General features: G+C 39.4%; 21 protein-coding genes. All 21 read right to left on the bottom strand.

Annotated elements, in window-relative coordinates; genetic code table 11:
* Nucleotide 1: 1 nt before the first annotated feature.
* Nucleotides 2–1,354, bottom strand: a complete 1,353-nt coding sequence (locus PXH68_RS05340; RefSeq protein ID WP_248028514.1) for a DUF2142 domain-containing protein — start codon at nt 1,352–1,354, stop codon at nt 2–4.
* Nucleotides 1,355–1,366: 12 nt separating this feature from the next.
* The gene (locus PXH68_RS05345) at nt 1,367–2,305 is read right to left on the bottom strand and encodes a glycosyltransferase (RefSeq protein WP_158455235.1); all 939 of its coding nucleotides are present in this window, start codon (nt 2,303–2,305) and stop codon (nt 1,367–1,369) included.
* Nucleotides 2,306–2,311: 6 nt separating this feature from the next.
* Nucleotides 2,312–3,256, bottom strand: coding sequence for a glycosyltransferase (locus PXH68_RS05350; RefSeq protein WP_248028513.1), 945 nt, complete (start codon nt 3,254–3,256; stop codon nt 2,312–2,314).
* Nucleotides 3,257–3,258: 2 nt separating this feature from the next.
* Entirely contained in the window at nt 3,259–4,317 is a 1,059-nt protein-coding gene (locus PXH68_RS05355; protein ID WP_158455239.1) for an NAD-dependent epimerase/dehydratase family protein, read from the bottom strand.
* Nucleotides 4,318–5,040, bottom strand: a complete 723-nt coding sequence (locus PXH68_RS05360; protein WP_248028512.1) for an IspD/TarI family cytidylyltransferase — start codon at nt 5,038–5,040, stop codon at nt 4,318–4,320. It abuts the gene before it with no gap.
* A 2-nt stretch (nt 5,041–5,042) separates the two neighbouring features.
* Entirely contained in the window at nt 5,043–5,864 is an 822-nt protein-coding gene (locus tag PXH68_RS05365; protein WP_248028511.1) for a LicD family protein, read from the bottom strand.
* A gap of 19 nt (nt 5,865–5,883) precedes the next feature.
* Nucleotides 5,884–6,849 (bottom strand): glycosyltransferase, encoded by a 966-nt coding sequence (locus PXH68_RS05370; RefSeq protein WP_248028510.1) that lies wholly within the window; start codon nt 6,847–6,849, stop codon nt 5,884–5,886.
* Nucleotides 6,850–6,852: 3 nt separating this feature from the next.
* Nucleotides 6,853–8,604 (bottom strand): hypothetical protein, encoded by a 1,752-nt coding sequence (locus PXH68_RS05375; RefSeq protein WP_248028509.1) that lies wholly within the window; start codon nt 8,602–8,604, stop codon nt 6,853–6,855.
* Complete coding sequence (locus PXH68_RS05380; RefSeq protein ID WP_158455249.1) at nt 8,594–8,950, bottom strand: DUF2304 domain-containing protein; 357 nt, start codon at nt 8,948–8,950, stop codon at nt 8,594–8,596. Before PXH68_RS05380 ends, PXH68_RS05375 begins: the two co-directional genes overlap by 11 nt.
* A gap of 1 nt (nt 8,951) precedes the next feature.
* A complete protein-coding gene (locus PXH68_RS05385; protein ID WP_248028508.1) occupies nt 8,952–9,674 on the bottom strand; it encodes a glycosyltransferase family 2 protein in 723 nt (240 codons plus the stop codon).
* Nucleotides 9,671–10,612, bottom strand: coding sequence for a glycosyltransferase family 2 protein (locus tag PXH68_RS05390; RefSeq protein WP_248028507.1), 942 nt, complete (start codon nt 10,610–10,612; stop codon nt 9,671–9,673). The genes PXH68_RS05385 and PXH68_RS05390 overlap by 4 nt, the downstream gene beginning before the upstream one ends.
* Nucleotides 10,609–11,757, bottom strand: coding sequence for a beta 1-4 rhamnosyltransferase Cps2T (gene cps2T / locus PXH68_RS05395; RefSeq protein ID WP_248028506.1), 1,149 nt, complete (start codon nt 11,755–11,757; stop codon nt 10,609–10,611). The genes PXH68_RS05390 and cps2T overlap by 4 nt, the downstream gene beginning before the upstream one ends.
* 88 nt (nt 11,758–11,845) lie before the next feature.
* A complete protein-coding gene (rfbD, locus tag PXH68_RS05400) occupies nt 11,846–12,697 on the bottom strand; it encodes a dTDP-4-dehydrorhamnose reductase (protein WP_248028505.1) in 852 nt (283 codons plus the stop codon).
* Between the two features lie 54 nt (nt 12,698–12,751).
* Entirely contained in the window at nt 12,752–13,798 is a 1,047-nt protein-coding gene (gene rfbB / locus PXH68_RS05405; protein ID WP_248028504.1) for a dTDP-glucose 4,6-dehydratase, read from the bottom strand.
* Between the two features lie 189 nt (nt 13,799–13,987).
* Nucleotides 13,988–14,473, bottom strand: coding sequence for a phosphoribosylanthranilate isomerase (locus PXH68_RS05410; RefSeq protein ID WP_248028503.1), 486 nt, complete (start codon nt 14,471–14,473; stop codon nt 13,988–13,990).
* Complete coding sequence (locus PXH68_RS05415) at nt 14,473–15,066, bottom strand: dTDP-4-dehydrorhamnose 3,5-epimerase family protein (RefSeq protein WP_002937119.1); 594 nt, start codon at nt 15,064–15,066, stop codon at nt 14,473–14,475. The genes PXH68_RS05410 and PXH68_RS05415 overlap by 1 nt, the downstream gene beginning before the upstream one ends.
* Nucleotides 15,066–15,935: a glucose-1-phosphate thymidylyltransferase RfbA gene (gene rfbA / locus PXH68_RS05420; protein WP_158455261.1), complete on the bottom strand. Its 870-nt coding sequence runs from the start codon at nt 15,933–15,935 to the stop codon at nt 15,066–15,068. Before rfbA ends, PXH68_RS05415 begins: the two co-directional genes overlap by 1 nt.
* Before the next feature lie 111 nt (nt 15,936–16,046).
* Nucleotides 16,047–17,392 (bottom strand): IS3 family transposase gene (locus PXH68_RS05425; protein ID WP_316715495.1). Its coding sequence is split into 2 segments (ribosomal slippage): nt 16,047–16,951 and nt 16,951–17,392, totalling 1,347 coding nucleotides; the frame shifts between segments, so codons are not numbered across the junction.
* Between the two features lie 75 nt (nt 17,393–17,467).
* On the bottom strand, nt 17,468–18,292 hold the full coding sequence (locus tag PXH68_RS05430; RefSeq protein WP_248028341.1) for a ZIP family metal transporter: 825 nt from the start codon (nt 18,290–18,292) through the stop codon (nt 17,468–17,470).
* A gap of 107 nt (nt 18,293–18,399) precedes the next feature.
* Complete coding sequence (locus PXH68_RS05435) at nt 18,400–19,194, bottom strand: Nif3-like dinuclear metal center hexameric protein (protein ID WP_248028342.1); 795 nt, start codon at nt 19,192–19,194, stop codon at nt 18,400–18,402.
* Nucleotides 19,181–19,867, bottom strand: coding sequence for a tRNA (adenine(22)-N(1))-methyltransferase (locus PXH68_RS05440; protein ID WP_248028343.1), 687 nt, complete (start codon nt 19,865–19,867; stop codon nt 19,181–19,183). Before PXH68_RS05440 ends, PXH68_RS05435 begins: the two co-directional genes overlap by 14 nt.
* Nucleotide 19,868 lies beyond the last annotated feature (1 nt).

Consider the following 19,868-nt stretch of genomic DNA (forward strand, 5'->3'; position numbering starts at 1 on the left):
CTTACCTCATTATAAGTCCAATGGTCGTATCAAAAATCAATAAGACATTTGAAACAATAACCAATAGGGTCACAAAGACCGGTACAACCTGACGTGCCGAACGATTTAATTGTGGCATCACAGCCGACCCCAACAACTGCAAGAGTAACAAGGTTGGTGTGAAATAGCGACCTTGAACTCCTTCAATATAACTCGTTCTAGCACCGTTATAGCCAAGCATTGTGTAATAAACACCTAAAACACCTATCGTAAAGAATAAAAAGGCAACATATCCTAGGTACTTAATTTTAACAAATTTTTGTTCTGAAAAAATAACAAGAAAAATCATTAAATACCAGACAGCTGATACCCAAATCGGTATATAGTTCTGGCTAGGATATGGAGCTGCTAACCAAGAAGTGATATCATTAGAAAGTAAATCAAGACCTGCATAATTGTAACCAAAAGTCATCAAATAGCGTTGAATAACGTAAAATAAACCGCCATGATTCCGTGTTAGAAAAATAGCCACAATAAAACCTATTCCTAATACTGCCAAAGTTGAAAAAACAATATTTCGTTTACGTAAAACTATTTTTTGTCCTGACTGTATGATTTTCTGACGGATTTTATCAAACGATTCCGTAAAACTCAATTCTAAAATCGGCCACAAAGCAATTAGAAGCCAATAGTTCCATTTGGAAGCTGTAATAATAAAGAAACAGCCCAATAAAAATTTGTTGCGATTCTGACGAGTAATTCTCTGTTCAGCTATAGTATTGAAGACCACCATCAAGAGAAATGCAACCGCAACATATCCTGTAGAATCATAGGAAAGACTTGCAAAAGAGTTTAATGCCACAGGACTTAAGAAAATAGCAAAATAAATCAACTTCCCAAATTTGGCTTTTTTTATAATGAGACCTATTAGTATACTATTCACTATCACAGATAAAAGCCTAGCTATAGTAATCATAACTCCCATAGAAGGGTATATGTATTTACCGATAAGAAGTCCAATCCCCGGCACAAAGTGCCCCCAGAAAGTAAAGTCAAGATAGCTGTATCTAATGTCACGTGGCATATCGCTATCTTCTATAAAGACTGCTTTATTCAGGTAGTACTTTTCAAAACGCGTTCCATTTTTATAAGAACTCCCCTGTCTTGCCATACCAGAGTCAATCCTATACTCTCCGTATCTTGAAGTATCAATAATATTATTAACAACTTTCCCTGAAACTGCCAAATGATATTGTCCATCTGGTTCATTAAAAAAGGGCATGAAAAGGCTGAAAATGGTACCTATGGTCAAAGCCAAAACCAGATATGTTTTATGAATATGCTTTGGTTCAAAGACCTGCATCAATTTTTTCATTCTAACTCCATATTATTTTTTAAATAAGAAAATAGCATCGCGTAAGCGATTTGTCAGACTGTCGTAATAGTTTCCATCCGTCACCATCTGTGTTAAAGTTGCAAAAAATTTCTTCTGCTTTGCATTTGTCAAGCGTCTACGGTTAAAATCCAAATAGGCTTGTGCCCTGGATAAAGCTAAGCTTTTTTTTTCTTTTAGGACTGAGACAAGTACTTGATAATAACTTTTTACAATATGAAGCTCAGCGATATGTCTGTCATAATTACTATGTAGACCAAGAATATTTCCACTAGCATTTCCACCGTGACGAATATGAAGTCCAACCGGTTGATTCAGATTATAACCTGTTTCCAAAATCCCTGAGATACCAGCCATTAAATTATCATGTGAGGTTATCAACTCTTCGGTATAGTATTTAACAACAATATCAAGAAAAGTTTTTCGGAGACAAAAAGTCCAACCCTGACGGTAATTATGATAAGAAAAATCTTTTGGATATTGTGAAAGTTTGTTTTCCCTATCAACAAATTCAAAATTTTTAGGGACAGTTGCCTCTTGTCCAGTAATTTCAATATCAATATCTGAACTTAATAAGTCAATGTCTGCACGTTCTTCCATGACTGTAACTTGTCGTTCATTTTTGTCTAAATACCATATATCGTCCTGATCTGAGAAAAAAACATAGTCAACATCATAGACAACAATATCTAGCATCAACTGACGAAAATTTCGGCGCCAACCTAAATTGAAGTTATTTTTCTGAATTGACCAACCTGATAAATTATATCTCTGAATATAATTTTTTACAACTTCTACCGTGTCGTCTGTCGAACAATCGTCCCGCATTAAGACATAATCTGGAGCCAGAGTTTGCTTGCGTATTGAATCTAATTGTTTCTCAATAAACTGACTGCCATTATAGGTAGCCATCAAAACTGCTGTTTTTACCATAATTCCTTACTTTTTAAATGAAAAAATCAAGTCTCTCGCTACTGCATTCATATTTTCATAATATGATAAGTGAAAAATAACAAAGAAGAGATTTTCCATTACTTTATTAGAGTGCGCCACTTCATATCGCTCTTTGTAAAACTCACTAACTTCATTCAAAATCTTACTATTATCATGCCTGTAATAACTTGCTACTTGTGCAATAACTTCATAAAAGCGATAAAAAACATAAAGTCCATCTATGTGTTTCTGTTTTGAAGATTTAATCGTAAAGACATATTTCTTATTTCCGCTCGCATTGTTTTCATATCGAATATGGCTCCCAACTTTAACGTTCATGTTAGCCGCCCGATCAGTCATTGCTGCCGCAATTGAAGTCAGATTATCATGAGAAATCTGATCTCCCTCCTTCCAGGAGCTTACTACAATGTCAGAAAATATTTTCCGTAAACAGAATGTCCAACCCGGACGGTAAGTTCTATAGGTGAGAATATTAGGATAGGGTGATACCTGTTGCTGCTCATCAAATTGGAACTGATCTGGAACCGTTGCCCGATCGGAACGAACCTCTATATCAATATCTGCACTTAACAAATCAATATCTTGTCGCTCTTCCATGACTATAACTTGTCGTTCATTTTTGTCTAAATACCATATATCGTCTTGATCTGAGAAAAAAACATAGTCAACACCATAGGAAACAACATCTAACATCAACTGGCGAAAGTTTAGACGCCAACCTAAATTGCTGGCGTTCCTCTGTATTGACCAGCCAGATAAATTATATTTCTGGATATAATTTTTTACAACTTCTACCGTGTCGTCTGTCGAACAATCATCCCGCATTAGGACATAATCTGGAACCAGAGTTTGCTTGCGAATTGAATCTAATTGTTTCTCAATAAACTGACTGCCATTATAGGTAGCCATCAAAACTGCTGTTTTTACCATTTTTATTCCTCAAAACTTCGAACAGTCTTAATAAGTCCCACTTCAAGAGGAACTTGCTTTGTCCAACCCAAATTTTCAATTTTACCAGTATCCAAATGGCTATCCCCCATCTTGCTATAACCAGCACTCATTTCTTTTGGAATATTAAAAACAACTTTCATAGCTTTTTCTGGAAAAAGTTGAACTAAAAGCTGCGCTAGCTCACGTATCATAATAGGTCTATCTTCATTTGCTACATTATAGGCCTGTGTGAGCTCACCATTTAGCATGATCACAAAAAGTCCTGCCACAGCATCAGACAAATAACAAAATGCACGCTCAGCAGTACCATCACTTTTTAGAATAATATCTTCATTTTTGAGAACATTATTGATGAGATCGCTCATAATGCGACCATCATTAACCGTTTCCATGCCAGGACCGTACGAATGTGCAATTCGAGCCACAGTAAACGGCACCCCATACTGATCGTAATATGAACGAAGAAGAGTCTCAGCCATCCGCTTACTTTCTGGGTAACAAGCTCTACTTTCTAAAATATCAAAAGCACCATAGGCTTCCTCATTGATTGTTTCAGCAATCGGTTTTCCATAAATTTCACGAGTAGATAAAAATAAAAAATTCGTTAACTTTTTCTCCCGCGCAAAATTCAATAGATGAAGCGTTCCAATCGTATTAGCCTCAATGATACCGACTGGATCATTGAGAATAAAGTGCGGACTGGCATTGCTAGCAGCATGTACAATATAATCAATCTCTGCCTCATAAACAAATTGTTTTGTAACATCATGTTCCAACAATTCAAAATAATCGTGACCTAACACATCAGCAAACCTCAACGTGGCCTTTTCAATATTTCGAGCTGTAGTAACAACCTTGGTTTGGCTATTTTTTTGTTCATTGAGTGCTACTAATGCGTAAATCATGTATGTTGCTAACATACTGTTAGCACCAGTAATAAGCACCGTTTTTCCTTTTAACTTATCCCAGGCAATCGCCTTATCGTCCAGAATTCGATTTATATCATCTTGAACAATCGTATTTTTATATGAAATCATCATTTACAACCCAAAAATTTGTGCGTTTTCTTTAGCATCATGAAGTGCTTTGAAGGTATAAAAATCGTCTGGAGTCGTGATTTTTATGTTCTCAAAAGGACCCTCAACAATTTTCAACTTGCGATTATACATTCCCATCAGAGTGCTTGAGTCAATCGCATTAGTAATTCCTTTAGTGATAGCATCGCGTTGCACCTCAAGGATATCCTTTAAATAGAAACTCTGCGGTGCCTTTGCAATAAAAGAGCGCGTTCTATCAACTACTTCATCGATATTGTTGTCAGCATCAATTAAAACAACCGTTTCTTTTGCAGGTACAGAAGTAATTGCAGAGCCATATCCTTTCACTGTAGCGATATTATCAGAAATAGTCTGAGCATTAATAAGAGGACGCACACCATCATGAATAAGAACAATAGATTCTTCATCACCAACCACATTCTCAGCAGCCTCAAGACCATTGAAAATAGACATTTGGCCCGTTTCTCCACCTGAAACAACTGCTTTGACCTTTGTCAAAGAAAACTTGGTCACCAATCGCTCCATGTAATCCAACCAATCAGCCACACAAACCACTACAATGGCATCAATCTCAGGGTGATTTTCAAAAAGTTCAATAGTGTGAACAATAATTGGTTTGCCATGAACTTCTAAAAATTGCTTAGGCAAACCTTTTGATTGCATACGTGAGCCAACACCCCCGGCAAAAATAACACCAATATTCATGACTACTCCTTCCAATACCATGTATAATAATCGTGACTTTCACGTTTATTCTCTGGCGGCAATTCCATGTAGGAAGCTCCATAGAGCTGATTGAGGTACACTTTTTCATTTTTTATTTTACGAACAGTCAGATACTCAAAAATGATATCTTCATATGTATCAAAGATTTCAGCTGGGAAACATTCTTTCAATCGATAGCGTGAATCTGTGTACCCTCTGTATTTTGCGCTTGTTGCATTATAAGTTGACATCACTTTATCCACTTGCTCTGCTTTTTGCTTAGCTTTACCGTGATAAAGAGCAAAACGAGGCATACCTAAAATCAGGCGAGCAAAAGCGAAAAGATAGTTTGAACCGCTAGCAAAATTGGGAAAGGTCGTACACTTAAGATTCTCTGCTGCTGACCTTACTTTTTTGAAAAAGCGGTTGCGTTCTTCTTGACTATCTGGCAATTTATCAATTGGGAAGATATCAATAAATAATCCTGTCCATGGGTGAATACGGTCAGTCTTACTAATATAACAAGACTTGCTATGATAAAGCTTTGCAAAAGGCCAGAGATTACGCTCTCTCGAATGGTGTAGCAATTTAAAATCAGGATTATTATCTTCAGCAAGAACCTTCATTAGCCGTTCATAGTGACTACGTTCCAGCATTAAATCAATATCATCATCCCAAGGAATAAAACCTTTGTGACGCATAGCTCCAAGAAGACTCCCCCCACCAAGAGAATATTCTATCTGGTTGTCCCTAGCAACCAGATCAATGTATGATAGCATATCGAGTTGAATCTGACGCATTTCTGCTTGACTTATTTGACGCATGAATTTATTTTCGGATAGACTAGATTAGAGCAACAAGAATGTCAATCAACATCAACTTATTAAATCCGAATTCTCCTCTTTTTAGTTTTGTAAATTGCAGACCTCTACGATGGATAAGAGCTTTGTACTCTTTCTCAATCCTTAAGTACATCTGTCTTGCATCTGTTTTGATACTAGAATTAGATGTGAGTTCTTGAATACTAGTTAGGACTGTCATTAGGTTTTCATAAAAAATCTTTGTTGTTTTTTTCTGATTTTTTACTTGTTGAATAATACTTGGAGTCTTTTGAACACTTGTAGCATTACTTGAATGTTGACGATATTTAATTAATTGTCTATTAAGATAGTAAGTACTATTACGAGCGGATCCCAAAATAAACAAGCCCACATCATGCGCAATCGAATTATCTCGATGAGACTGCACTTTTAAAAATTCTTGACGAATGGTATCCGTAAACAAGAAGCAACACCCTAGAAAAGGATGATGTGAAAAATGAGCTGCCTGAGGAACCTTTTCAATCTCACCATCATTCTTAGAAATTCCTAATTTTTCATAAGAATCGTTCAAAATCTTTTTAACACCGACATCTGAAGTGTAATAATATTCGATGCGATGCATAAGCACCTCGATTTGAGGATTACTTTGCATGGTATCTAGCATGACTTGACACTTATTCAAGTTCCAAATATCATCCTGATCACATAGAAATACAAAGTCACTTGAAACAGCCTCCATTAGAGCTATAAAGGATTTTTTCCAGCCTATATTCTTACCAGAAATAATATTCCATAATAGTCTTGGATGCTTACCAGCATATTCGTTCAAAATTGCCAACGTATTATCACTTGACCCATCATCTCGAACGAGAAAAGTAACAGATACTTCTGGATTGTCTAGAATCGTTTGCTGGACAATACTATCTAGCTGTTCTTTTAAAAATTCTTGACCATTGTAAGTTGACATGGCAATGGTTACACGAATCATTTTCTATCCTTTCCTAATCACAAGGTAGGCAATAACAGCTACCACCAAAATTGTTACCACTATAAAAATCAATGCCATCCAGTATGGGTTGGGCAGCAAAGTTGCATTCTGACCTTCCTTGAGAATCTGTAATGCATTATACTCCATTTTTCCATAATCTAAATCAAGGATAAATCCATTAACCTGATAATCTCCAAACTGTGCTTTTGATTCACTATCCTTAGCTACTTTAAATAATTGAACATCAGTGGCCGTAGCATATCCCTCAGGTACTTTGACTTGCTTTAAAAAATAGGTGTATTCACTAGATAGACCTCGCAATTTGAATAAGGCCTCATTACTCTTTGTTTGATTACTTTCATCATATGCCCAGATTTTTTCGTTAAATGGCAGAACAGACTTGTAGCCATCCAAGTAAATAACTTGATTGCCTGAAATAGTAAAATTCGACTCAGCCTCTACTAACCTCTCTTTTTCAAGTCCTGATTTCTCCCAGATTATCTGTTTTTCAGAATTGTAATTCAAAATATATACTTGACCTGATTTATCAAAGCGTCCAAGAATATACTCTGCGCCCGTCAACAGCTGGTGACTGTTCCCATCTGTCATAACAAAGTTAACGTTGTTACTATAAACTTGTGGAGTCAACAGATATTTTCCATCCGCTATGACATAAATACCTTGACGATTATTTTGATTTTCAACAACTAAATTCTTAGTAAACCTTTTTTCTTCCTCTGTATCGGATTGATAAATATCAATAAGATACGAAGCTGTAGATACAACATGTCCTGTAACTGTTATAAATTCATCAGATCTACTATTAATATCAACCTTTATTTTTTTTATCGATTGTAACTTAGATAAGGCAGTTTCAAATTCTTGTTCATCAGTCTCAATGTATCGTTTTGAAAGTTTAAAAATCTCACCATCTAAGCTTACATTTTCAGGTAAAGGCTCAATATTCACCAATGTCCCATCCTGCCCCTTTTTTTCACGTACAAAATGAACTTCTTCAGTAAATGGTGCATTGATCTCATCAATAATAAAATTTGGAGATACTTCGAGTTCAAGAGAGGAAATACTTTCTAACGGAATTTTATAGGTCACGCTTTCCCCAATATCAGCTGTATGATATCCATCAATTTCAGTTGCATCTACAGTGATATTCCCTTGGTCAATGAGCGTATTCCCTAAATGTACTGTCTCTTCTTTATCATCAAGTTTGATTACTTCAAAGCTATTATCATTTGAGTTTTGGAAAATCGTCCATCCTTGTTTAAGTTCTGCAATAGATAGCCCCTCCTCTGAAGTAAACCGGTATCGAGCATTTTCTGGAATATGAAGAGGAACTTGCATTTGAAACTCGTTAAGTACATTTAGAAAGGGCCGGTTGTCTCTATACAAAACTTCCAACACAGCCTTACTCTCCTCTTCGGTGAGTTCAACTCCCTCTCCAAACACAAGTGTGTCTGATAATCGAATTATCTTCCCATTAACTTCATAAAGTTTTTTGAAATCGTCTACAGTATAGTGGTCAAGTTCATTATTCTCAAACGTACCAGATTGGATTTTTTCAAAGGCAATTTGATAATTCGTCGCCTGAATTTGAATACTATAAATAGGATTGTTATTATAATAGTAATAGGCACTAACTTGTGAAGTTTGATTTTGTACTTTGGCCTGTGCTGCTGGCATTGGTAAAAACAATCCCAAAATTAGAGCGATAAACGCCATTTTTTTCTTATTTACCATCTTTGTCTCGTTCATGTAATTCTTTTTTGAGGAGGGAAACTTCCTGTATTAAGGTTTTAATTTCTTGTTCCCGCTGAGCAGAATGAGTCGTATCACTAATTTCTAAGAAAAATAGAAAAACTAATGCAGAGAAGAGCAAAAAATTAATTGTAAATCCAAAGCCTATTTTGTGAGCAACGTAGGCAACACTTGTCGGAAAAATACTGATAAAGATGAGTATCAGACCAATCAAGAGCCACGGTAACGCTTTTTTTACTGAAAAGGAATGGCGATTGACCATTCGGACAATGAAAAACATCAGCAATACCGCTAGAACAATCATCTCTACTTGTAACAGTAAACTCATGTTAATTCTCCTTCATATAAGCTGCCATGATGATTGATAACAGTACATCAACCATATAGGTAATAGATTTTAAGGCGCTAATGCTAGAGACTCCTTCTGTTCGTTCAAACATGTTGGCAGGAATTTCTTCAACACTATAGCCTTTTTTTAGAATTCGAACAATCGTCTCAGGCTCAGGATAAGCAACTGGATAACGTTTAGCAAAGTAAGAAACAATTTCTTTATTGGCCACACGATAACCGCTAGTGGTATCATAGATTCGCTTATGTGTTGTCAACTTAATCAAGTTGGAAATCAGATTAATCCCCATACGACGCATAGCTGTTGACTGAAAATTTTCTTTGGATTTGTCCACAAAACGAGAACCAATAACAAAATCACAACTGCCATCTAGGACAGGAGTAACTAGATTTACAATACTGGCAATATCGTGCTGTCCGTCACCATCAAACTGAACTGCAGCATCGTAGTTGTTGCGCTCAGCATAGATATAACCAGTTTGTACAGCTCCGCCAATTCCTAGATTTCGAACCAAATCCACATGATTTAAATTATATTCATCTAAAATTTGAGATGTCTTATCCTTTGATCCATCATTGATAACCAAGTAGTCTATTTGAAAGGCTAGATGATTTCGCTTTTTAAAACTTTCAATAGACTGAACGGTTCTTAAGATGCTTCCTTCTTCATTGTAAGCTGGAATGATAATTAGAACTTTTTTCATTTGTTTCTTTCGTTATAAATATTTGTCAGTAACAAAAATCTAAAAACAAAAATATGTTTCCATTGATTTTTAGAATACTTGTATTTCAAAATCCTTGATAAGCGTCCTATAAAACTTTGCTTATCGATATCACTAAAATTTTCAATCATTTCACGAGCATCTTTTGGAAGAGCTGAAAATTTAAGAAGATAATTTGCTTGCTTTTGAGTATCGTGAATTAATTTCCAATAGCGAGTAAATATATATCTTGGACCTAATCTAAAAATTTTAAATCGCTTCCCCAACGTTCTAGCCCCTAATACATTATTACCGTGTTGACGGTAGAGTTCGCCAGGTTGGTCGATATAGATGAGTTTACCGAGGGCGCTGGCGAGGAGGGCTAGGTACCAGTCATGCATGATGATCGTTTCGTCACCTTGCCAGAGTTGTGCTAGGGCATGATTGAACATAGCAACGCCACCTGTTACGGTATTTTCCGTCAATTCTTGGACCAATTGCGTGTTGGCATGGTGGGACTGGCTTCGAATCATGCTTTCGTTTAAAATTCTCAGGTTTTCGTCAACCACTTTGAGATCCATATAAACCATCACAGGTAGATCCTGAGGATGTTTTACAGCCTCGTCTAGACAAACTTGCATCTTATCTGGCAACCACACATCATCCTGGTCGCATAAAAAATAATAATCAGCAGCTTCTTCTGTCAAAACTGCGTGAAAACTAGCGATGACTCCGAGATTTTGTTTGACATCCTTATTGATAAATCGAATGCGAGAATCTTGTTCGCAAAAAGATGAAATGATATCACAGGTTTTATCTGTTGAACCATCATCACGAATCAATAAGTTCCAGTCTTGGAATGTCTGGGCCAAAATAGACTCAATCTGCTCTGCTAAAAATCGTTCACCATTATAGGTGGACATGAGAATATTTACTTTCATTCTTGAAATAAAGCCTCGTATTGTTCCACAATTATATCCCAAGTATATCGTTCTGCCATCAAGTTTTTGGCAGCAATACCTCGGTCTTTTTGCGCACTAGATTCAGTCATATGGTCAATCAATTTTGTTAGCTCATATGGGGATTTATCCCAGTAGTAAACCGTATCTAAGGCGACTTTTTTATTAAAATCAACACCTAATACCAAGTTTTCTTCGGTATGGCCAAGGGCCTCTAGTAAGCCTGGATTAGTTCCTCCGACCTCGTGACCATGTATATATGCACGACATGCCTGGCGAAGGTACTTCAAGAGATCTTGCTGATAGATGGTACCAATAAACTTCACTCGTTTATCTTTTGAGAATCCTGTCTTCTCATCTAGCTTTTCAAAATATGCAGATCCTTGGTAGTTGCAGACAATCACTAAATCCATCTGTGTCTTGGATTGTAGAAACTCCTTAAGAATCCACTCATAGTTATTTTCAGGTACAAATCGACCGACCACTAAGAAATACTGGCCTTCCTTCAAATCCCACTGTTCAAACAATTCTCGAACTTGAGATGACTCCGAGGTGAGTTGGGAGGGCGTTTGATCGGTACCATAGGCGATGAACTGGGTCTTGACACCTGGATAGGCCTGGTGTAAATAGTCTTCAATGCCCTGGTTATCAGCAACAATCAAGTCAGCCTTTTGTGCCATCATTTTCTCAGAAAATTTCAGGTAGGCTTGAACTGGTTTGGGCCATTTAGCACGTTTCCACTCCAATCCATCAGGGTTTACAAGGAGTTTCCCACCAACAGAGTGAATCATATGAGCAAAGGGAACGATGAAGCCACCTATGGTATTTCCCAAAATGTAGAAAACAGGAGAATCGATTGCCTGTTTTTTAACAATGGAAATTGCATAGTGGATAGCCTGCATATCATAAGCGATTACACGAGCTGGACCGAGTTTAGGTGGATTAATGGTAAAACAATCAACCCCTTTAAAATCAAAATGTGTCTGATGCTCAGTGTCTGAGAGACAAGCCACATGGTATTGAATGGTCGAATCTTGTTGATGGGTCACTAGCTGTTCAACGAAAGTCTCAAAACCACCGTATTTAGCCGGAAGTCCTCGACTTCCAATGATAAAAATATGTTTCATATTACCTTCGCTTAAAAATTGTAATCAGATAATTATACCATATTTTCGACTGGATTTCATGAAAAAAGCGAGTCCATGCTCGCTTTCCTTATTTTTTAGTTTGGTTATAAAAAGCTTCAAGTGCTTCTTGCCAGGTTGGGATGACAAAGCCTGTAGCTTTTGCCTTGTCCAAGCTCATGGTTGAGTTGAATGGACGCTTAGCCTTGGCTGGGAATTGGCTCGAATCCACTGGCAATACCTTGGTGTTGGTATCCTTGAGAATTTCTGTCGCAAAGTCAAACCAAGTCGTATCTTCTGCTGCATCGTTTGACAAATGGTAGTAACCAAATGCTTGCTTGGTGTCCACCAAGTGAATCATGAATTCCGCAAGGGTGCGTGTCCAGGTTGGGCGACCGTGTTGGTCATTGACAACCGTCAAAGTATCGCGGGTTTGAGCAAGATTTTGCATAGTAAAAACAAAGTTTTTACCATAGTTGCCAAAGACCCAAGCTGTACGAACAGTGTAGAACTTGTCTGCGAATTTCTCAACTGCTTCCTCACCCAGACGCTTGGTACGACCGTATTCAGATTGAGGATCTGGTTGGTCATCTACTTGCCACTCTTGACCGACTGGCAAATCACCGTTGAAAACATAGTCTGTTGAGATATAAACGAGGGTTGCACCGTATTTAGCTGCTGCCTTGGCAACATTTTCAGAGCCTGTTACGTTAATCTTGTAGTTGAGTTCCTTGCCCTCGTCTTCAGCCATATCAACAGCTGTGTAGGCTGCACAGTGGTAAACAACGCTTGGTTCTACTTCTGCAAAAAAGGCATCCACCTTGTCTGCATCCGTGATGTCCATTTCTGCTACGTCAGCGGCAACGTACTCAACACCACGCTCATCCAAGAGATAACGCAACTCTGTACCCAACTGACCATTTGCACCTGTAATTAAAATCATATTTACTCCTTATTTCAAGAAAGGCTTGGGCAAGAGCCCTAGCCTTTAATAGTCTTATTTAATAACTTCCTGTGTCTTAGCATAGTTGGCTTCAACAGCTTCTTTCTCAGCCTTCCACCAGTCTTGGTTGTCTGTGTACCACTGGATTGTTTCTTCCAAACCTTGAGAGAAGTCTGTGAATTGTGGTGTCCAACCAAGCTCATCACGAAGCTTGCTTGCGTCAATAGCATAGCGCAAATCGTGTCCTGCACGGTCAGTCACGTGATCGTAAGCATCTTTTGGTTGACCCATTTTTTCAAGAATCAATTCAAGCACTTCTTTGTTGTTCTTCTCACCGTCAGCACCGATTAGGTACGTTTCACCCATACGGCCTTTTGTCAAGATTGCCCAAACACCAGTCGAGTGGTCGTTGGTATGAATCCAGTCACGGACGTTTTTACCTTCACCGTATAGTTTTGGCTTGATACCTGCCAAGATGTTGGTGATTTGGCGTGGGATAAATTTCTCGATGTGTTGGTATGGACCGTAGTTGTTTGAACAGTTTGAAATCGTTGCTTTGACACCAAATGAACGCACCCATGCTTTGACAATCAAGTCTGAAGCAGCCTTAGTTGATGAATATGGAGATGATGGGTTGTAGTTGGTTTCCGCAGTGAATTTCTCACCTGGACCCTCACCATGACCTGGCAAATCTTCACGCAAAGGAAGGTCGCCATATACTTCGTCAGTCGATACATGGTGGAAACGAATATCATATTTACGAGCCGCTTCAAGAAGAGTGTAAGTACCGATAAAGTTGGTATGGACGAATGGACTTGGATCGTTGAGGGAGTTGTCATTGTGGCTTTCTGCCGCATAGTGAACGATTGCATCTGCCTTAGCAGCCAATTTGTCAACCAATTCAGCATCAGCAATATCACCAACAACCAGCTCAACACGGTCACCAAGAATAGCTTCCAAGTTAGCCTTGTTTCCTGCATAAGTAAGTTTATCCAAAACAGTTACGTGTACGTCTGGATGATTGTTATAAACATAGTGTACAAAGTTTGAACCGATGAAACCAGCTCCACCAGTTACGATAATATTTTTAAATTGAGACATTTTTTTCTCCGAAAAGTTTTTTCTTTTTTGTGTGTCATCTTAAGTAGTGGGGGCGTAAGCAACCACCAAGGTGTTTCATTACTAACCCATGAGCCCATGGTCTCATGGGTTCCCCCGCTCCTTAGCAAAGCAAAGGAGCTTCTTCACTACGGCGATGACACACGGAGCGGCTCGCTATGCTCGCTTTCTTTACTTCAAGATTTCTTCCAAGTAAGCAATCTTGGTAAAGTCTTTTTGATTGTTGTTTTCTGCACGGTAGGAATCTTTGGAGGAGGCTTGATATATTTTTAGGTATTGTTCAAGTGTCGGTAGGTAATAGCGAACACCTGCTGTTTCTAGTTCTTCCAAATCTTCTAGCTCTACTCCAGCAAATTCAGGCAGTGAATACAGGCCTCCGAATTCAACAGATAAGCCATCTTTATGAAATTCATGTTCGTGACGGTCAACAAGGACATAGCCGAGTTGGTTCATCATGGCAATCAACACATCTGCACGGTAAATCCGTTCGTCGTCTGGGGCTTCCCAGCCACGTGGATCACTTGGAACATGAATATCTAAATCTCCTGCCTGCCAGTCCTTCCCTGTGCGCCTTTCCAAACCAACTGAACCCATTAACAAGGGAGTGATTCCTAACTTGTTTAACTGCTCTGCTATTTCCAAAAAGGCTTGAAACATTAGAGGTCCTCTTTTCTCAAAGGCTTAACGTCCTTGAGGAGTGGGTGGTTTTTATCTGCCTCTGAAACTTCCGCTTCTTCTAGGTTTTCCCACTGGATGTCAAGGCTAGGGTCAGCGTAGTTGACGAAGGCATACTTAGGCTTGAGTTCCAAAGCCCAGTAGTCGTTGACCAAGTAGCTGTAAGCCACGAAGTCTGACAAAACTTGGAAACCATTGGCAACGCCACGTGGGACAAAGATACCTTTTGAAGCATCAATAACGGTTTGATAGGTATTACCAAAGGTCTCGCCTTCACGAAGATCAACCCAAGTTCCTAAAACCTTACCGCCATCTGCCACTGAAATGTATTTATCCCAAGGCTCTGCGTGAAGACCACGAAGAACGTTTTTGCGAGAGAAGGAAACGTTATTCTGCAATTTTCCTTCTGCAAAGAAGCTTTCTGGGAAGCCGAGAGGCAACATTTTTTCCTTTTGGAAGTTCTCCTTGAACCAGCCACGGTTGTCGCCATGAACAGGAATGTCGAATTCTAACATTCCTGGAATAGCTTCAACTGGGCGAGCTGCTAGTGTTTTACCGAAAAAGTTTTCTGTCATTAGGCTTCTCCAATCAAACGGAGCAAGTATTGTCCGTATTCATTTTTCTTAAGTGGCTGTGCCAATTCATGTACTTGTTCTTTTGTAATGTAGCCCATGCGGTAAGCAATTTCTTCCAAGTTAGCCACTTGAACGTTTTGCAAACGTTGAACCGTTTCGATGTACTGTGCAGCTTCCAAGAGGCTTTCATGCGTACCTGTATCTAACCAGGCAAATCCACGGCCCATGAGTTCCACAGACAAGTCACCACGGTCCAAGTAAGCCTTGTTGACATCTGTGATTTCCAACTCGCCACGAGGAGATGGTTTAATATTTTTAGCAATCTCCACAACATCATTGTCATAGAAATAAAGACCAGTAACAGCAAAGTTTGATTTTGGCTCTTCTGGTTTTTCTTCGATAGAGATGGCATTCATATCAGCGTCAAACTCGACAACACCAAAGCGTTCTGGGTCTTTTACTTGGTAACCAAAGACAGTCGCGCCCTTTTCTTTGCTTGCTGCACGTTGCAACATCTTGGTCAAACCATTTCCGTGGTAAATATTATCACCTAAAATAAGAGCAACACTATCCGTACCGATAAACTCTTCGCCGATGATGAAGGCTTGCGCCAAACCATCTGGACTTGGTTGTTCTGCATATGAAAGTGAAATTCCAAGTTCAGAACCATCTCCTAACATATCCTTAAAACGTGGAAGATCTTGCGGAGTTGAAATAATCAAAATATCTTTGATTCCAGCCAACATCAATGTTGACAATGGATAATAGATCATTGGTTTATCGTAAATTGGCATCAACTGTTTTGAAGCTGCACGCGTTAAAGGATACAAGCGTGTACCTGACCCACCAGCTAGAATAATACCTTTCATATAAGAGTACCTTCCCTAAATTAATATCAGTTCATTATACCATATTTTTTCTGAAAATGTCATATGGAAAAAGCCTGCATATGAACTGCCCCCAAAAAGTTGGACAAATAATTATTGAAAGGATTTAGTTCTGTATTGGACAGGACTAAGTCCTTTTAATTTTGCTTTTATTCGTTTGTTGTTGTAGTAAAAAATATAATCTGTAATAGCTTCTTCAAGCTCATCAAGTGATTGATAAGATGTCTCGAGTCCATAAAACATTTCAGATTTGAGAATGCCAAAGAAAGACTCCATCATCCCATTATCTGGGCTATTCCCTTTGCGGGACATGGATGGTCGAATGCCTTTGGTTTCCAAAAAGTAATGGTAAGACTGGTGCTGGTATTGCCAACCTTGATCGCTGTGGAGAATAGTCCCACTGTATAAATCTGCTGGAAAAGCCTTCGCAAGCATGGTTTGAACCTGTTTCAAGTCAGGTGACCGAGACAGGGTAAAATCAATAATCTCACTATTATAGCCGTCAAGAACAGGCGATAAGTAGAGTTTCCCTTCAGGCAAAGCAAACTCCGTCACATCGGTATAACATTTTTCATAAGGCTTAGATCCCTCAAACTGACGTTTAATCAGATTATCAGCCTTCTTACCCAACTCACCTTTGTAAGAAGCATACTTGCGCTTACGACGAATACGAGCCGCTAAGCCCATGACTGTCATCAAGCGCTGCACCTTTTTGTGGTTGATGAAGAAACCTCGATTTCTGAGTTCTAAATAAATCCGACGATAGCCGTAATTACCTTTATGGTCATCATAAATGGCTTGAATTTCAGCCTTAATGGCTTTGTTCTTGTCGGGTTTATCCAGTTGCTTGACTTGATAATAATAAGTTGAGCGAGGCATTTTAGCTGTCGCAAGTAGGAGGTCTAGTCGGAATCCTCCTTGGACCATATCTCTAATTGTTTCTGCTGTTCGCGCACTAGTGTTTCGTCCCTCAAGCGAAGTTCTCTCAACTTTTTTAGGAAGGCCACCTCAGTTCGAAGACGTTCATTTTCCTCTTGAAGGCGCTCTAATTCCGTCATCTCTTCCCAGGTTTTCTTGCGTTTACGTCCCATCTTGCTCGGTCTCCCTCTTGGTTTTTCAAGAATAGTATACCCGTTTTTCTTGTATTGTGCTATCCAATTGGGAAGCATTCCTCGATTTGGCAAGGCATAATCAAGGGAAACTGAGAGTTGAGAACACCCATGAATCAAGACCTTATCCATTATTTCTTGCTTTAATTCAGGTGAATAATACCTATTTTTACCTTTTTCAACGCTTTCCACGCCATATCGATCCATGAGTTTTATCATGTATGTGAGATTGGCAATAGTGACCTTGTATATCTGGCTAAGGTTGACCCACGACACGCCACTCTTTCTCAGCTCATATATTTCTAGTTTATCTTCATAACTTAATTTCATAAGAAAAACACCCCAATCGTTAGATTTTGTGTCTAACTTTTGGGGTGCAGTTCAATACCTACAAGCTTCTCCTTTTTACCCTAAAGCGACATCTAAAATCATCATAATGACAAAACCTGCCATCAAGCCAAGTGTAGCAATATCCGTATTGCCGTTTGTTTGTGATTCAGGTATCAATTCTTCTACTACAACAAAAATCATTGCCCCAGCAGCAAAGGAAAGCGCATAGGGTAAGATAGGAGTCATCATAGTCACTGCAAGCGCACCAATCACAGCAGCAATTGGCTCGACAATCGCTGACATGGATCCCCAGAAAAAGGCTTCCTTGCGCGACTTTCCATCAGTGCGAATTGGGATTGAAAGCGCCGCCCCCTCTGGAATATTTTGCAATCCAATCCCTAAAGCCAGACCTACGGCACCAATAAAGGCTGCAGCCGTATAATTACTTGCTAATGCACCAAAGGTCACCCCAACAGCCAATCCTTCTGGAATGTTGTGAATAGTAATTGCTAAAAATAGTAAAGCTGTCTTGGACAGATTCTTCCTTTCCTTCTCACCGCCACCTTCTGCCTTTTCTCGTTCATTGCCCAAATGCAAATGCGGAACCCAGGCATCTACCAAGCGTAAAAAAATACCACCTGCTGCAAAACCTACTGCTGCTGGTATCCAAGCCAAATTGCCATATGAACTTTCAGCATACTCAATCGATGGAGCTAATAAAGACCAAAAAGAAGCTGCAATCATGACCCCTGCAGCAAAGCCAAGCATTGTATCTAATAATCGCCGGCTAACTGTACGAAAGAAAAACACTATCGCTGAACCGACAATCGTACAAAACCATGTAAACAAACCACCTATTAGCGCCTGTATAACTACAGACTGTTCTGTAAACCACGTCATGTCATCATCCTATCCTATTTTTAATCAAACATATTCCTTTTGTTAGGATACCCTAACAATCTTAAAAAATCAAGAGAATCTAAGAAAAAGCCACAATTTTGTGACTTTTATAGGTGTCTAAATGGATTGGTCGAAACAGTTGAAGGAAGAATGTCCACATCCCAACCCTCTTCTGCTTTCCAAGTTTCCAGTAAATCTGCAATTTTCTTGATAAACAAGACTTCGATATGATGACCTGGGTCAATCGCCAGCAAGCCTTGTGTCAGCATATCCTGACCTGTATGGTAGTAAATGTCACCTGTTATGTAAACATCTGCCCCCTTGGCAAGAGCCTCATGGTAGTAGGAACCGCCACTTCCACCACAAATCGCCACACGACTGACATACTGCTGGGCTTGATGCCCATAGGTCACCAGACGAACAGCATCTAGACCAAAGACCTCCTTGACTTTCAAAGCTAATTCTTCCAAGGTCTGCTCTGCTATAGTCCCCACACGACCAAGCCCCTGCCCCTCGGCAGTTTCAATCAAGTAGGTAGTATCCTGAATCCCCAAATGGTCGCAGAACCAGTCGTTGAGACCACCCTCAACCACATCAATATCTGTATGACTGACATAGACTGCAATATCGTGCTTAATCAAATCAAGATACATTTTAGTTTGTGGATTGTCTGCCACCAAATCCTTGATTGGACGGAAGATCGGAGCATGCTTGACAATAATCAGGTCCACCTGCTTGTCAATGGCCTCTGCCACCGTCGTTTCTCGAATGTCCAGAGCCACCATAACCCTACTGATGTCCTTCTTGAGCGTGCCGATTTGCACCCCCTTGACATCACCTTCCATGGCCAAGGCCGGCGGACAAAAAGCCTGATACCGCTCGATCACTTTACTTGCTAACATGAAGCACCTCCTGAATTTGTTGGATTTTTTGGGAAATAGCAGAGCGGTCAGCCTGGCGTTCTAGAGGCACTTGTTCCAAGGCATAGGTCAACTTGTCCAACTCCTTGAGCCACTTCTTCTGGAAGGTTGCAGACTGCTCTTCCAGCAAATAAGGACCAAACCGCAACTGGTCTGCAGTCAAGCCAACATTTCCTTTCTCTGCCACTAAGATTTCATAAATCTTGTCATTTTCTTCCAATATTTCCTCGGCAATCAACTGAAAATCATGCTCAACCAACCAACGTCGGACATCATCTTCTCGGTTATTGGGCTGTAAAACCAATCGCTCAACCGAACCAAGTTTGTCTTTCCCAGCTTCCAAGATTTCGGCAATTAAACGACCACCCATTCCTGCAATGGTCACAGTGCTTACTTGGTCATCTAGCTCAACTGCCGCCAGACCATTGGCCAAGCGGACAGAAATCTTATCTGACTGACCAGCCTGCTCCACATTTTGTAGGGCTGACTGGTAAGGTCCTTGGACCACCTCACCTGCGACCGCAAAATCAATCCTGCCCTGTTCCACCAAAAAAAGAGGGAGATAAGCGTGGTCACTCCCTACATCTGCTAATCGAGCCCCTTGAGGCACATAGGAGGCTACTGCCTCTAATCGTCTTGATAATTTTGTTTCCATA

Origin of the sequence: Streptococcus sp. 29896 (assembly GCF_032594915.1) — a bacterium.
In the GTDB taxonomy this organism is placed as follows: Bacteria; Bacillota; Bacilli; order Lactobacillales; family Streptococcaceae; genus Streptococcus; species Streptococcus suivaginalis.